Origin of the sequence: Streptomyces termitum (genome assembly GCF_014650175.1) — a bacterium.
GTDB classification, from domain to species: Bacteria; Actinomycetota; Actinomycetes; order Streptomycetales; family Streptomycetaceae; genus Streptomyces; species Streptomyces termitum.
The window spans coordinates 180246-195114 of record NZ_BMUL01000005.1; the positions used below are offsets into that span (position 1 = coordinate 180246).

A 14869-nucleotide genomic window follows, 5' to 3' on the forward strand; every position below is an offset into this window, starting at 1 on the left:
CGGATCCCGCACCCCATCGTGACCCCCGTCACCTTCGGGTTTGCCCCCGGAGGGCCGGGGCAGGCGCGAGTCCGGAGCGGACCCGGTACGGGGCCACATGCAGTGGGTCTCGTACGCGACGGGTGTCGCGGGCCGATCCCGCGCCGCTCCACGGTTCGGTCGCGGGGGTGTCGGACCGTGCTCCCTGCTACCCGTGAGGTGAATGTGTCCAGGCTCCAGGCCGACCACCTGTTCAAGGTGTTCGGCAGACGCCCCGCCGACGAATCCGCCGCCGTCCGCGCCCTCGCGGACGGCGCCGACCGCGAAGCACTGCGGGAGGACGGCGTCACCGCGGCCGTCGTCGACGCGTCGTTCACCGTCGAACCGGGCCAGATCTTCGTCGTCATGGGCCTCTCCGGGTCCGGCAAGTCGACCCTGCTGCGGATGCTCAACGGCCTCCTCGAACCGACCGCGGGCCGCGTCGTCTTCGACGGCGACGACCTCACCGCGCTCTCCCCCCGCGCGCTGCGCGAGGTCCGGGCCCGCCGCGTCAGCATGGTCTTCCAGCACTTCGCGCTCTTCCCGCACCGCACCGTCCTGGAGAACGCCGCCTACGGCCTGGAGGTCCAGGGCGTGGCGCCCGCCGAGCGCGAGAAGCGCGCCGCCGAGGCGCTGGAGCTGTGCGGCCTGGCCGGCTGGGAGAAGTCCTGGCCGGACGAGCTGTCCGGCGGCATGCAGCAGCGCGTCGGCCTGGCCCGCGCGCTCGCCACCGACGCCGACCTGCTCCTCATGGACGAGTCGTTCAGCGCGCTCGACCCGCTGATCCGCCGCGACATGCAGGACCAGCTCCTGGTGCTCCAGAAGAAGCTGAAGAAGACCATCGTCTTCATCACCCACGACCTCAACGAGGCCATGCGCCTGGGCGACCGGATCGCCGTCATGCGCGGCGGCCGGATCGTGCAGCTGGGCACCGCCGAGGACATCCTCGTGCGGCCCGCCGACGACTACGTGGCCTCCTTCATCCAGGACGTCGACCGCTCCCGGGTGCTCACCGCCGCCGCCGTCATGAGCCCGGCCGACGGCCCGCTCGACCCCGACGCCCCGGTCGTCGGCCCGGACACGCTCCTCGCCGACCTGTGCGCGCTCGCCGCCGCGGGCCCGCACCCGGTGGTCGTGCACGACGACGCCGGCTCCGCCCTCGGAGTCGTACAGAAGGAGAAGTTGCTCGCCGTGATGGGCGGGGCTTCGGCGGAGGGGGTGGCGGCCGGTGCCTAGGCTTCCCCTCGGTTCCTGGGTCGACAGCTCCGTCGACTGGCTCCAGGCCCGGCTCTCCTGGCTGTTCGACGCCGTCAGCGGCGGCATCACCGGCCTGTACGACGGCATCGACGCCGTCCTGTCGGCGCCGCACCCGCTGCTGCTGGCCGGCATCCTCGCCGTCGTCGCCTGGTGGCTGCGCGGCCTCGCCGCCGGTCTGCTCTCCTTCGCGGGCCTCGCGCTCGTCGACTCCGTGCAGCTGTGGGACGAGGCGATGGCGACCCTCTCGCTGGTCCTCGTCGCCACCCTCGTCACCCTGGTGATCGCCGTCCCGCTCGGCATCTGGGCGGCCCGGTCGAAGACGGTCAGCGCCGTGCTGCGGCCCGTCCTCGACTTCATGCAGACCATGCCGGCGATGGTCTACCTCATCCCCGGCATCATCTTCTTCGGCGTCGGCGTCGTCCCCGGCATCATCGCCACCATCGTCTTCGCGCTGCCGCCCGGCGTCCGCATGACCGAGCTGGGCATCCGCCAGGTCGACGCGGAACTCGTCGAGGCCGCCGAGGCGTTCGGCACCACCCCGCGCGACACCCTGGTCCGCGTGCAGCTGCCGCTCGCCGTCCCCACGATCATGGCGGGCGTCAACCAGGTCATCATGCTGGGCCTCTCCATGGTCGTCATCGCGGGCATGGTCGGCGGCGGCGGGCTCGGCGGCGCGGTCTACCGCGCCATCGGCAACGTCGACATCGGCCTCGGCTTCGAGGCGGGCGTCTCCATCGTCGTCCTCGCCATGTACCTCGACCGGATGACCGGCGCGCTGGGCCGCCAGGTCTCCCCGCTCGGCCGCCGTGCCCTCGCCAAGGCCCGCGCCGCGGCCTCCCGGCGCAGCGCCGCCCGGCTGTGGGCGCACCGCCCGCAGCCGGTCACGGCCCTCGTCGGCATCGTCGTCCTCGCGCTCGCCGCGGGCGGCGCCGGCTTCCTCGGCGGCTCCGGCCCGACCTCCACCACCGCCGCCGCGCAGGGCGCCGGCCACGGCAAGAAGCTCAGCATCGGCTACATCCCGTGGGACGAGGGCATCGCCTCCACCTACCTGTGGAAGGAGCTCCTGGAGCGCCGCGGCTACGAGGTGGAGACCAAGCAGCTGGAGGCGGGCGCGCTCTACACCGGCCTGGCCGGCGGGCAGCTCGACTTCCAGACCGACGCCTGGCTGCCCGTCACCCACGCCCAGTACCTGGAGAAGTACGGGAACAAGCTGGAGGACCTCGGCTCCTGGTACGGCCCCACCTCCCTGGAGCTGTCCGTCCCCTCGTACGTGAAGGACGTGAAGTCCCTCGCCGACCTCAAGGGCAAGGGCGACCGCTTCAAGGGCCGCATCATCGGCATCGAGCCCAGCGCGGGCATGATGGGCATCCTCAAGGACAAGGTGCTCAAGGAGTACGGCCTGGAGGGCGAGTACCAGGTCGTCGACGGCTCCACGCCCGGCATGCTCGCCGAGCTGAAGCGCGCCTACGACCGCAAGGAACCGGTCGTCGTCACCCTCTGGTCGCCGCACTGGGCCTACTCCGCCCACGAGCTGACCAAGCTGGCCGACCCGAAGGGCGTCTGGGGCACCGGCGACGGCGTCCACACCCTGGCCCGCAAGGGCTTCACCGAGGACAACCCCGAGGTCGGCGCCTGGCTGAAGGACTTCTCGCTCACCGAGAAGCAGCTCACCGGCCTGGAGGAGAAGATCCAGAGCACCGGCAAGGGCAAGGAGCAGGAGGCCGTCCGCGCCTGGCTCGACGCCCAGCCCGGCCTCGCGGAGAAGCTCGCCCCGCAGTAGCCCCCGCCGGGGCCGGCCGTGCGAGCCCCGCCCCGCGACGCCCCCGCCGGGGCGGCCCGTGAGGATCCGCCCCACGACGCACCCACCGGGGCGGTCCGTGAGGTCCCCGCCCCCCACCGGGGGCCTCACGGGCGCCGGTCCGCTCCGGGCCGGAAGACCCGCCGGGAGACTTACCGGCCGAAAAGGGATGGTCGCCGACCGTGGTCGGCGACCATCCCTTTTCGCCACGACGAGAAACCCCGGCCCAAAGCTGCGTAAGGTTCAGGTAACCAGCCGGTACGACGGGGTACGAGGGAGGGAAGCCGACATGGACGACAAGGAATCGGTCCGCGTGGGGGCCGCCGTCAAGAGGCGCCGCCGCTCCCTCCGGCTGACCCTGGCCGTCGTCGCCTCCCGCAGCGGCCTCTCCGTCCCCTTCCTCAGCCAGATCGAGAACGAGCGGGCCCGGCCGAGCCGCCGCTCCCTCGAACTCGTCGCCGAGGCCCTGGAGACCACCTCCGGCGAGCTCGTCGCCGCCGCCGAGGCCGCCCGCACCATCGCCGTCGTCCGCGCCGACGAGGGCACCGAGGGGCTGCCCGACGGCGTCCGCCGCCTGGTCCGCGGCCGGCACCAGCTGCACGCCCTGGAGTTCACCGGCGAGGTGGACGCGGGCGGCGAGTTCCAGCACCGCAACGACGAGCTGCTGTACGTCACCGACGGCGCCGTCGAGGTCGAGGCCGAGGGCCGCGCCCACCGGCTGGTCCGCGGCGACACCCTCTACCTCTCCGGCGGCGTCCGGCACCGCTGGCGCTCCACCGAGCCCGGCACCCGGCTCCTCGTCGTCGCGGTCGCCGAGCACGTCGAAGCCGAGGAGGAGTGAGCGCCGTCCGGGGCCGGGCCCCCCGCGTCGTCTCGCTCGTGCCCTCGCTCACCGAGGCCGTCGCGGTCAGCGCGCCGGGCGTCCTCGTCGGCGCCACCGACTGGTGCTCCCACCCGGCCGGGCTCGACGTGGCCCGGATCGGCGGCACCAAGAACCCCGACGTGCCCGCCGTCCTCGCGCTCCGCCCCGACCTCGTCCTCGCCAACGAGGAGGAGAACCGCGCCCCCGACCTCGACGCCCTGCGGGCCGGCGGCGCCGAGGTCCTCCTCACCGAGGTCCGCACCCTCGACCAGGGCCTCGCGGCCCTCGCCGGCGTCGTCGCGGCCTGCGGCGCGCCCCGGCCGCGCTGGCTCGCGGAGGCGGAGGAGGCGTGGGCCGCCGTCGAACCGGTCGGGGACGGGATCACCGCCGTCGTGCCGATCTGGCGCCGGCCGTGGATGGTCGTCGGCCGGGACACCTTCGCCGGCGACCTGCTCGCCCGCCTCGGCGTCCGCAACCTCTACGCGGACCACCCCGAGCGCTACCCGAAGGTCCCGCTCGACGAGCTGAACGCGGCCGGGCCGCGCCTGGTGGTCCTGCCCGACGAGCCGTACCGCTTCACCGCCGACGACGGCCCCGAGGCGTTCCCCGGGGCCGCCGCCGCCCTCGTCGACGGGCGGATGCTCACCTGGTACGGGCCGTCGCTGGCACGGGCGCCCCGGGAGCTCGCGCGGGCCCTGCGAGCAGCGCTCCGCTGAGCAGCCCGCGCGCGGTGCGGGCCCCGGCCACCAGCCAGGCCGCCGCGAGGAGCGCGTACAGGGCGACGGACAGCCAGCGGAAGGCGTCCAGACCGGTGTGGCGGGCCAGGCCCTCGGCGCCGGTCACGCAGGTGCCGACCGGGAAGGTGAAGGCCCACCAGGTCATCGCGAAGCCCATGCCCGCGCGCCGGGCCCGCACCACCATCGCCCCGGCCAGCGCCAGCCACAGCAGCGCGAAGCCCATGACGGGCACGCCGTACAGGACGGCGAAGGCGCCGAAGCCGTGCGCGTACGGCTCGGGCAGCACCCCGGCGGCGGAGTCCGCGAAGGCGTTCGCGGCGGTGGTCGACTGGCCCAGCGGGCCCAGCACCAGGAAGAGCGTCGGGGTGAGCGCGAGCGGCAGCGGCCCGTCCAGGACCAGCCGGCCGAAGACCAGCGGCAGCATCACCAGGGTGGCGAGCAGGCTGATCCCGAACATGGCGTAGCAGGCGAGGAGGAGGGTCTGCCGGGGCTGCCCCTCGGGCAGGTGGGGCAGGAGCAGCGGGCCGACCGCGGCGGACACCATCGGGGCGACGACCGGCAGCAGCCACACCGGGGACGCCTGGTCGATCCGGTGCCGGACCACCATCAGGTACGGCACCGCCACCGCCGCCGCGAGCCCGATCGCCGTACCGGCGGTGAAGAGGACGGCGTCGGCGGCGACCGCGGCGGGCAGCCCGATCCAGTCCCGGCCGAGCGTCAGCGTCCCGCCGCCGACGGCCAGCAGCGCCATCGACAGGCAGCCGTAGAACGGGGCCACCGCCGGGTCGAGGAGGTGGGCGCGGGCCTGGTCGCGGTGGCGGTGCCAGTGCGCGGCGCGGGCGGTGAGCAGGGTCAGCAGCATCGCGAGGGAGAGCGCCCAGACGCCGGTGCAGACGGTGCGCAGGCCGGGCACGGAGACCGGCAGCGCGGCCCCGGCGGTGCCGACGACGGAGGTGCCCATCACGGCGGCGTACCAGTTGGGCCCGAGGTGCCGCACCGAACGGGACGGCCCGCCTCCGGCGCCGGAACCGGGGCCGGTGCGGGGCTCGGGGCGGGGGTGGGACCGGGGGAGTGCGAGGCTTGCCATGGCTCCACCGTCCCGCTCCCGCGCCCGCCCCACCAGGGATCACGCGGCTATGACGTCATAAGCTGGCTTTATGAGCGGGAAGCGGGGCGCGGGCCCGGACGGGGACGACGGCACGGCGGGCGGCACGGACGGCGGATCGGTTCCGGACAGTGGATCCGATGCGGGGCGGAGTACGGCCGCGGCGGCGATCCTGGCGGCTTCGGGGGGCGGCGGCCGGGGCGCGGGCACGGGGCGGCCGGTCACCGCGCACCTCTCCCACCGCGTCCCCGACCTCGGCGCGCTCGAACTGCTCCTCGCCGTCGCCCGGCACGGCAGCCTCGGCGCCGCCGCCCGCGAGGTCGGCATCACCCAGCCCGCCGCCAGCAGCCGGGTGCGGTCGATGGAGCGCCAGCTCGGCGTCGCCCTGGTGGACCGCTCCCCGCGCGGCTCCCGGCTCACCGACGCGGGCGCGCTGGTCACCGACTGGGCGCGGCGGATCGTGGAGGCGGCCGAGGCGTTCGACGCGGGGGTGCAGGCGCTGCGCGGGCGCCGGGACTCGCGGCTGCGGGTCGCCGCGTCCATGACGATCGCCGAGTACCTGCTGCCGGGCTGGCTGATCGCGCTGCGCGCCGAACGCCCGGACACCGCCGTCTCGCTCCAGGCCGGGAACTCGGCGGCGGTCGCCGAGCGGCTGCTCGCCGGGGAGGCGGACCTCGGCTTCGTGGAGGGGCTGGCCGTGCCGGACGGACTCGACGGCACCGTCGTCGCCCACGACCGGCTCGCCGTGGTCACCGCGCCCGGCCACCCCTGGGCCCGCCGCCGGGCCCCGATCGACCCGGCCGAGCTGGCCGCCGCCCCGCTGATCCTGCGGGAGCGCGGCTCCGGCACCCGGCAGGTCCTCGACGCGGCCCTCGCGCGGCACGGGGGCCTGGCGCGCCCGCTCCTGGAACTGGCCTCCACCACCGCCGTGAAGGCGGCGGCGGTCAGCGGGGCGGGCCCGGCGGTCCTCAGCGAACTGGCCATCACCGAGGAGCTGTCCTCCCGGCGGCTGGTCGCGGTGCCCGTCGCGGGCGTCCGGCTCGCCCGCGACCTGCGGGCCGTCTGGCCGACCGGCCACCGGCCCACCGGCCCGGCCCGCGACCTCCTCTCGCTGACGAGGGCGCGCCCGGCCGGCTGACGGCCCCTCCGCCGGAAGGAAGGGGCGGGGGGACCTACAGCTCCGCCGCCCGGTGGGTGAGCCGGCCGTCGACGGCGGTCAGGAGGACCGGGACGTCGGGCAGCTCCGTCGCCGGGACGGTGAGCGGGTCGGCCGCCAGGACGGTGAGGTCGGCGCGGTGGCCGACGGCGAGCCGGCCGGCGAGGTGCTCCTCGCCCGCCGCGCGCGCCGCGCCCGTGGTCAGCCCGCGCAGCGCCTCCAGCGGGGTCAGCGCCTGCTCCGGGCCGTGCGGCGGCTGCGTCAGGTCGCGGGTGGGGCGCCGGTGCACGGCCCCGCCCAGCACGCCCAGCGGCGGGAAGGGCGCGATGGGCCAGTCCGAGCCCAGCACCACGGTCGCCCCGGAGTCCACCAGGTCCCGGCAGCGCCAGGCGCGCCCGGCGCGCTCCTCGCCGAGCCGGCGCGACCAGTTGTCGGTGTGGTCGGCGCGGGTGAAGTCGCAGCAGTGGGTGGGCTGCATGGAAGCGATGACGTCCAGCTCGGCGAAGCGGCGCAGGGTGTCGTCGGGCACGGTCTCGATGTGCTCGACCCGGTGGCGCACCGCCGGGTCGCCGCCGGTCGCCCGCGCCTTCTCGACCGCGTCGAGGACGTGGCGGACGGCCGCGTCGCCGATGGCGTGGGTGGCGGTCGGCACCCCCGCCCGGTGCAGTGCGCCGATGATCCCGGTGTACGCGGCCGGGTCGGGCCAGAAGGCGTGGGTGGACTCGCCGTGGCGGTCGGGCCGCTCCAGCCAGGCCGTGCCGTTGTCGATGGTGCCGTCCATGAACAGCTTCACGCCGGCGACCCGCCACAGGGCCCCGCCCCGCCGCTGGAGCTCGACCAGCTCCCGCACCCCGTCGGCGTCGGTCCCGGGCTGGCACCAGGGCGCCACCCGCAGCCGCAGCGGCAGCCGCCCGGCGGCGTCGAGCTCGGCGTACAGGTCGAGGCTGTCGCCGTTGGCGTCCATGACGTGCCCGCCGGTCAGGCCGGCCGCGGCCATCGCGTCGAGGGCGGCGGCGAGCCCCTCCAGCCGTTCGGCGCGGGTGGGCTGGGGGGCGACGCGCTCGACCAGCTCGCAGGCGCCGTCCTCCAGGAGGAGGCCGGTGGGGCGGCCGTCGGCGTCGCAGACGACCTCGGCGGAGGCCTGGGCGAAGGTGCGGGGGCCGTCGACGCCGGCGAGTTCCAGGGCGCGGCGGGAGGCGAGCGCGGAGTGGGCGTCGAAGAGGAGCAGGAAGGCGGGGACCCCGTCGAGGACGGCGTCGAAGGGCGCGACGCCGACGGGCAGGTCACCGAAGACGTTCGGGTCGAGGCCCCAGCCGAACAGCCAGGCGCCGCGCGCGAGCCCGCGCACCTCCGCGGCGAGCGCCTCCCGCACCGCGTCGAGGTCGGCGCAGGGGGAGAGGTCCAGGCCGCCGGTCAGCTCGGCGCCGGTCACCGGGTGGGTGTGCCCGTCGACGAGACCGGGGGTGACGACGGCGCCCTTGAGGTCGACGACGGTCGTCCCGGGTCCGGCGAGGGCCCGCACCTCGCGGTCGTCGCCGAGCGCGGAGATCCGCCCGTCCGCGCCGACGGCGAGCGCGCTCGCGGCGAGCGGGCCCCCGGTGCCGGGGTCGAGCAGGCGGGCGGAGTGGAGGACGAGCCGGGTGGACACGATGGTGCTCCTTGCGGGGGGTGGTACGAGCGGGACGGACACACCGGACCGGACCCGGACCCGGACGCGGATACGGCTCCGGTCCGGGCGCGGCTCCTGCGGGGGGTACGGGTACGGCTCCGGTCCCGGGAGCGGAGCCGTACCCCATCGGGTCCGGTCAGGTTCCAGTGTCGGTCAGGGCGTCGGCGGCGGCCCGGTCCACGGCGGCTTCCGCCGCTTCGGCGGGGGAGAAGTCCAGGGGCAGGCCGCCGGTGGCGCCGGGGGCGTCGAGGGTGCCGTGGGGGAGGCCCAGGGCGCGCTCGGCGGTGGTGAGGGCCAGACGGGCGATCACCGCCGGGCGGTCGGTGCGGTCCGAGTTGGCGTGGGCGCCGAGGCCGTCGAGGACGACGAGGATCTGGACGGCGGCGGAGCGCGCGTCGTCGGTGCGGAACTCGCCGAGGCCGGTGCCCTCGCGGATGAGGGCCTCCAGCCGGTCGTCGGAGGCGAGCTCCATCCGGACGACCCGCTCGCGCAGGACCGGACGGTAGCGGCTGAGGTGGCGGGCGTTGATCCAGAGGCGGCTGATGTCGTCGTACGCGTCGCCGGACGACAGGGCGAAGTAGCGGGCCAGGTACTGGACGGGGGTGCCGTCCGGCCGCTCGGCCGGCAGCAGCGAGTCGAGCTCTCCGGTGGCCGCCATGGCGAACGCCTCGGCCACCAGGTCCTCGACGGACGGGAAGTAGTGGCTGATCAGTCCGGGCCGGACCGTGAGCTCCTCGGCGACCCGCCGCAGGGTGACGCATTCCAGGCCCTCGGCGAGGGCGATCCGGGCGGCGGTGGCCACGATCTCCGCCCGCCTGGCCTCGGGTGATTTCCGGATTCGCTTGCGCTGAACGCTTGACGACATACCGGGGATGCTATTGAGTGTGCGACCAATAAGCAACCAGGTGGGCAATCACGCACCGGAGGGCCGCATGGCTTCCACGATCCCCGACCCGTGCCCCGGGACAGAGCGCGAGCGGGCACCCCTGCCGGCCGACCGGCCCGGCCGCATCGAGGCCCACGGCATCGACCACATCCCCGACTCCGAACGCCACGGGCACCCCCGCGAGCTGTTCTCCGTCTGGGCCGCGGCGAACGTCAACTACCTCAGCCTCGTCATCGGCGGCACCCTGGTGTTCATGGGCCTGACCCTCTGGCAGGCCCTCGGCGTGATCGTGGTCGGCAACCTCTTCTGGGTCCTCACCGGCGTCCTCGCCACCTCCGGCCCGGCCGTCGGCGCGCCCAGCGAGGTCATCACCCGCGCCCTCTACGGCGTCCTCGGCAACCGCGTGAACAACGCCGTCGGCGGCTGGCTCGTCTCGGTCTGCTACTTCGCGCTCAACCTCGCCGCCGCCGCGACCGCCGCCTTCGCCCTCGTCGAGAAGACCGGCATCCCGCTCAACACCCCCGTCGAGGTCGCGGTCGTCGTGGTCATCGCCGCGCTCACCCTGACCATCAGCGTCTACGGCCACGCCCTGATCATCAAGCTGTACCTGCCGATCACCCTGGCCCTGAGCGCCGCCTTCCTCGTCGTCGCCGTCGCCGTCGCGCGGCACGCCGACTTCTCGTACGCCCCCGCCGACCGGCTCTCCGGCACGGCCCTGTGGGCCACCCTCCTGGCCTGCACCACGATGATCGCCTCGGGCCCGCTCTCGTACACCACCAGCGCCGACTTCTCCCGCTACCTGCCGCGCGCCAGCTCCCGGCGCGCCATCGTGGGCTGGACCGCGCTCGGCGCGTTCGTGCCGAGCGTCGTGGTCTGCTCGCTCGGCGCCCTCGCCGCCACCGCCGTCGACATGGGCGACCCGCAGAACGCGCTCCAGGAGATCCTGCCCGGCTGGTTCTCCCCGGTCTTCCTGCTGGCCCTGGTCCTCGGCACCATCGCCATCAACGCCCTCACCGCCTACAGCGCCGGACTCGCCCTCCAGGCCGTCGGCCTGAGGATCCGGCGCACCGTCAGCGTCCTCTTCGACGGCACCGTCGCCGTCGCCCTGACCCTCTACGGCCTGCTGGTCTCCGACTTCCTGGACACCGTCAGCAACGCCCTCCAGGTCATCACCGTCCTCACCGGCCCGATGATGTGCCTGTACGCCACCGACATCGTGCTGCGCCGCAACCGCTACGACGCCGCAGGACTCGCCGACGAGACCCCCGCCGGCCCCTTCTGGTACACCGGCGGCTTCCACGGGGCGGGCATCACCGCCCTCCTCGGCGGCCTCACCGCCGGCGCCCTCTGCGTCGACAGCGTCTACACCGGACCGGTCGCCGCCGCCGTCGGCATGGACCTCTCCCTGCCCGTCGGCATGGCCGTCACCACCGCCCTCTACGTGCTCCTCGGCCGCCGCTCGGTCGCCGCGACCGCCGCCGCCGTCTGACCGGCCCCCCGAACCGCGGGGCGGCCGGACCGCCCACCCCGGCCGCCCCGCGCCCCCTTCCTCCCGGCCCCGGCACCGGTCCCGTTCCCGGCCCCCGGCCCGGCCGGGCCCCCGTTCCTCAGCCCCGCGCGGCCGTCACCAGTCCCCGCGCCAGCCTCGGGTCCCCGCCCATCTCCGGATGCCACTGCACCCCGAGGACCCAGGCGGAGCCGTCCGGCTCCACCGCCTCGACCGTGCCGTCCTCCGCGTACGCCGAGACCACCAGGCCCGCGCCGAGCCGGTCCACCGCCTGGTGGTGGTAGGCCGGCACCTCGGCCGCCTCCGGCACCAGCGCCTCGTAGCGCGTCCCCGGCACCGGCTTCACCACGTGCCGCCCCATCACCCCCACCTCCCCCATGTGCCCGTCCAGGTGCTGCGTCAGCGTCCCGCCCAGCGCCACGTTGAGCAGCTGCATCCCCCGGCAGACCCCCAGCAGCGGCGTGCCCGCGTCGAGCGCCGCCCCGATCAGCGCCAGCTCCCACGCGTCCCGCTCCCGCGCCGGCGGACCGGTCCGCGGATCGGGCGCCGCCCCGTACCGCGCGGGCTCCACGTCCGCGCCGCCCGCCACCAGCAGCCCGTCCAGCCGGGCCACCACCGCGGCGGCCTCCTCCGGCGCGTCCGGCGGCAGCATCACCACCAGCCCCCCGCCCTCCCGCACGAACCGGGGATAGCGCGCCGACAGCAGCGCCGCCGGCATGTCCCACACCCCCCACCGGGCCCGTTCCAGATAGGTCGTCACACCGATGAGCGGCTTGGCCACGGGACTGCCTCCCTGGGGTTCGCGGACCGTGCGCCGACTGTAGAACGCGCCGCCGGGACCGGGGCCGTACGCGGCCGCCCCCACCCCCGCCCGTACGCCCCCCGCCCCGCCCCGCCGGGCGGCCGGCCCCACCGGTTCACCCGTACGGATCACCTTCGCGCCACCCCCTTCCGGCACCCTTCCCAACCAAAGGTCCCGGCCCGTACCTTTTGGTCCCCGGCAGGCCGAACGAGGAGTCGTCCCGTGGCAGACCGCACACCCCCGCTCACCGTCGAGGAACTGCGCGCCCTCGTGGCCGGCGGCGCGATCGACACCGTCGTCCTCGCCTTCCCCGACATGCAGGGCAGACTCCAGGGCAAGCGGTTCGCCGCCCCCTTCTTCCTCGACGAGGTCCTCGCCCACGGCACCGAGGGCTGCTCCTACCTCCTCGCCGTCGACACCGAGATGAACACCGTCGACGGCTACGCCCTCTCCTCCTGGGACGGCGGCTACGGCGACTTCGCCATGCGCCCCGACCTCAGCACCCTGCGCCGCACCCCCTGGAACGAGGCCACCGCCCTCGTCACCGCCGACCTGACCTGGGCCGACGGCAGCCCCGTCGACGCCGCGCCCCGCCAGATCCTGCGCCGCCAGCTCGACCGCCTCGCCGCCCTCGGCCTCACCGCCCAGGTCGGCACCGAGCTGGAGTTCATCGTCTTCAAGGACACCTACGAACAGGCCTGGGACGCCGGCTACCGCGACCTCACCCCCGCCAACCGGTACAACATCGACTACTCGATCCTCGGCGGCGGCCGCGTCGAACCCCTCCTGCGCCGCATCCGCAACGAGATGGCCGCCGCCGGACTCACCGTCGAGTCCGCCAAGGGCGAGTGCAACCCCGGCCAGCACGAGATCGCCTTCCGCTACGACGAGGCCCTCACCACCTGCGACCAGCACGCCGTCTACAAGACCGGCGCCAAGGAGATCGCCGCCCAGGAAGGCGTCTGTCTCACCTTCATGGCCAAGTACGACCGGCGCGAGGGCAACTCCTGCCACGTCCACCTCTCCCTCCAGGACGCCGACGGCGCCAACGCCATGCCCGGCGACGATCCCCACGGCATGTCCCCCCTCATGCGGCACTTCCTCGCCGGACAGCTCGCCGCCCTGCGCGACCTCACCCTCCTGCACGCCCCCAACATCAACTCCTACAAGCGGTTCCAGCCCGGCTCCTTCGCCCCCACCGCCGTCGCCTGGGGCCACGACAACCGCACCTGCGCCTTCCGCGTCGTCGGCCACGGCCCCTCCACCCGCTTCGAGAACCGCGTCCCCGGCGGCGACGCCAACCCCTACCTCGCCGTCGCCGCGATGATCGCCGCCGGCCTGCACGGCGTCGAGCGGGGCCTCGAACTCCCGCCGCCCTGCGCCGGGAACGCCTACACCGCCGACCACCCGCACGTCCCCACCACCCTGCGCGAGGCCGCCGAACTCTGGGAGACCAGCGAGATCGCCAAGGAGGCATTCGGCCCCGAGGTCGTCGCCCACTACCGGACCATGGCCCGCGTCGAACTCGCCGCCTTCGACGCCGCGGTGACCGACTGGGAACTCCGCCGCTCCTTCGAACGCCTCTGAGGCCCCGCCCCCGCACGCCCTCCCGGAGAGGACCGGCCCCGTTGCTCCAGGAACCACAGGAACCACAGGAACCGTACGACCGGTACGACCCGCACGATCCGGGCGGCCCCCCGGAACCCCGGACGCTCCTGCGGGTCCTCAACCCCGCCACCGAGGAGACCGTCGCCACCGTCCCCGCCGCCACCCCCGCCGACGTGGACGCCGCCGTCACCCGCGCCACCGCCGCCCAGCACGCCTGGGCCGCCGCCGCCCCCGCCGACCGGGCCCGGCTGCTCCGCCGCTTCGCCTCCGTCGTCGACGCCCACATCGAGGAACTCGCCCTCCTGGAGGTCCGCGAGGCCGGCCACCTCCTCGGCGACGCCCGCTGGGAGGCCGGCAACGTCCGCGACCTCCTCGACTACGCCGCCGGGGGAGTCGAGCGCCTGAACGGCCGCCAGATCCCCGTCCCCGGCGGCCTCGACGTCACCCTCCTCGAACCCCTCGGCGTCGTCGGCGTCATCGCCCCCTGGAACTTCCCCCTGCCGATCGCCGCCTGGGCCGCCGCCCCCGCCCTCGCCGCGGGCAACGCCGTCCTCCTCAAACCCGCCGAGACCACCCCCCTCACCGCGCTCCGCCTCGCCGCCCTCGCCCTGGAGGCCGGCCTGCCCGAGCACCTCTTCCAGGTCCTGCCCGGCGAGGGCCCCGTCGCCGGCGACGCCCTCGTCACCCACCCCGGCGTCGCCAAGATCGTCTTCACCGGCTCCACCCGCACCGGCAAGGCGATCATGGCCAGGTGCGCCGACCAGGTGAAGCGCCTCACCCTCGAACTCGGCGGCAAGAGCCCCAACATCGTCTTCGCCGACGCCGACATCGAGGCCGCCGCCGCGGCCGCCCCCGCCGCCTTCCTCGACAACAGCGGCCAGGACTGCTGCGCCCGCACCCGCGTCCTCGTCCAGCGGAGCGCGTACGACCGCTTCCTGGAACTGCTCGCCCCCGCGATCGAGGAGGTCGTCGTCGGCGACCCCATGGACCCGCGCACCCGGATGGGCCCGCTCATCTCCCGCGCCCAGCTCGACCGCGTCCGCTCCCTCGTCCCCGAGGACGCGGTCGCCCTCCGCGGCAAGGCCCCCGAGGGCCCCGGCTTCTGGTACCCGCCGACCGTCCTCACCGGCGTCCCCGAGGACGCCCCCTGCGCCGTCGAGGAGATCTTCGGCCCCGTCGCCGTCGTCCTCCCCTTCGACGACGAGGCCGACGCCGTCCGCCTCGCCAACGCCACCCCGTACGGCCTCGCCGGCTCCGTCTGGACCCGCGACATCGGCCGCGCCCTGCGCACCTCCCGCGCCGTCCGCGCCGGCAACCTCTCCGTCAACTCCCACTCCAGCGTCCGCTACTGGACGCCCTTCGGCGGCTTCCGCCAGTCCGGCCTCGGCCGCGAACTCGGCCCCGACGCCCTCACCGCCTTCACCGAGACCAAGAACGTCTTCATCAGCACGGAAGGCTGACCGC

Annotated in this window: 12 protein-coding genes; 8 read left to right on the forward strand and 4 right to left on the reverse strand. The window is 75.2% G+C overall.

Annotation, left to right across the window (positions count from 1 at the left end; all coding sequences use genetic code 11):
* The first annotated feature begins 204 nt into the window (after positions 1 to 204).
* The 4 genes from IE219_RS11765 to IE219_RS11780 all read left to right on the forward strand — a co-directional run bounded on the left by IE219_RS11765 (position 205) and on the right by IE219_RS11780 (position 4651).
* Positions 205 to 1254 carry a quaternary amine ABC transporter ATP-binding protein gene (locus IE219_RS11765; protein ID WP_189976588.1) on the forward strand — a complete coding sequence of 350 codons (1050 nt, stop codon included), beginning with the start codon at positions 205 to 207 and terminating at the stop codon, positions 1252 to 1254.
* The gene (locus tag IE219_RS11770) at positions 1247 to 3055 is read left to right on the forward strand and encodes an ABC transporter permease/substrate binding protein (protein ID WP_189976589.1); all 1809 of its coding nucleotides are present in this window, start codon (positions 1247 to 1249) and stop codon (positions 3053 to 3055) included. The genes IE219_RS11765 and IE219_RS11770 overlap by 8 nt, the downstream gene beginning before the upstream one ends.
* Positions 3056 to 3362: 307 nt before the next feature.
* Positions 3363 to 3914, forward strand: coding sequence for a helix-turn-helix domain-containing protein (locus IE219_RS11775; RefSeq protein WP_189976590.1), 552 nt, complete (start codon positions 3363 to 3365; stop codon positions 3912 to 3914).
* Positions 3911 to 4651, forward strand: a complete 741-nt coding sequence (locus tag IE219_RS11780) for a helical backbone metal receptor (RefSeq protein WP_189976591.1) — start codon at positions 3911 to 3913, stop codon at positions 4649 to 4651. The genes IE219_RS11775 and IE219_RS11780 overlap by 4 nt, the downstream gene beginning before the upstream one ends.
* On the opposite strand, the gene IE219_RS11785 is transcribed toward IE219_RS11780, so the two are convergent.
* On the reverse strand, positions 4578 to 5759 hold the full coding sequence (locus IE219_RS11785) for a TDT family transporter (protein ID WP_189976592.1): 1182 nt from the start codon (positions 5757 to 5759) through the stop codon (positions 4578 to 4580). The genes IE219_RS11780 and IE219_RS11785 overlap by 74 nt on opposite strands.
* Positions 5760 to 5829: 70 nt before the next feature.
* Between IE219_RS11785 and IE219_RS11790 the strand changes: the two genes are divergently transcribed.
* On the forward strand, positions 5830 to 6915 hold the full coding sequence (locus IE219_RS11790; RefSeq protein ID WP_229849725.1) for a LysR family transcriptional regulator: 1086 nt from the start codon (positions 5830 to 5832) through the stop codon (positions 6913 to 6915).
* Between the two features lie 34 nt (positions 6916 to 6949).
* Here IE219_RS11790 and IE219_RS11795 read toward each other — a convergent pair whose 3' ends face one another.
* Positions 6950 to 8581 (reverse strand): amidohydrolase, encoded by a 1632-nt coding sequence (locus IE219_RS11795; protein ID WP_189976593.1) that lies wholly within the window; start codon positions 8579 to 8581, stop codon positions 6950 to 6952.
* A gap of 157 nt (positions 8582 to 8738) precedes the next feature.
* Positions 8739 to 9467, reverse strand: a complete 729-nt coding sequence (locus IE219_RS11800) for a TetR/AcrR family transcriptional regulator (protein ID WP_189976594.1) — start codon at positions 9465 to 9467, stop codon at positions 8739 to 8741.
* A gap of 67 nt (positions 9468 to 9534) precedes the next feature.
* Between IE219_RS11800 and IE219_RS11805 the strand changes: the two genes are divergently transcribed.
* Positions 9535 to 10977: a purine-cytosine permease family protein gene (locus IE219_RS11805; protein ID WP_189976595.1), complete on the forward strand. Its 1443-nt coding sequence runs from the start codon at positions 9535 to 9537 to the stop codon at positions 10975 to 10977.
* A gap of 118 nt (positions 10978 to 11095) precedes the next feature.
* Here IE219_RS11805 and IE219_RS11810 read toward each other — a convergent pair whose 3' ends face one another.
* Positions 11096 to 11776, reverse strand: coding sequence for a gamma-glutamyl-gamma-aminobutyrate hydrolase family protein (locus IE219_RS11810; protein WP_189976596.1), 681 nt, complete (start codon positions 11774 to 11776; stop codon positions 11096 to 11098).
* 243 nt (positions 11777 to 12019) lie between these two features.
* Between IE219_RS11810 and IE219_RS11815 the strand changes: the two genes are divergently transcribed.
* Together IE219_RS11815 and IE219_RS11820 are read left to right on the forward strand one after the other, a co-directional pair.
* Positions 12020 to 13384 carry a glutamine synthetase family protein gene (locus tag IE219_RS11815; protein WP_189976597.1) on the forward strand — a complete coding sequence of 455 codons (1365 nt, stop codon included), beginning with the start codon at positions 12020 to 12022 and terminating at the stop codon, positions 13382 to 13384.
* A gap of 128 nt (positions 13385 to 13512) precedes the next feature.
* Positions 13513 to 14865: an aldehyde dehydrogenase family protein gene (locus IE219_RS11820; RefSeq protein WP_189976808.1), complete on the forward strand. Its 1353-nt coding sequence runs from the start codon at positions 13513 to 13515 to the stop codon at positions 14863 to 14865.
* Positions 14866 to 14869 lie beyond the last annotated feature (4 nt).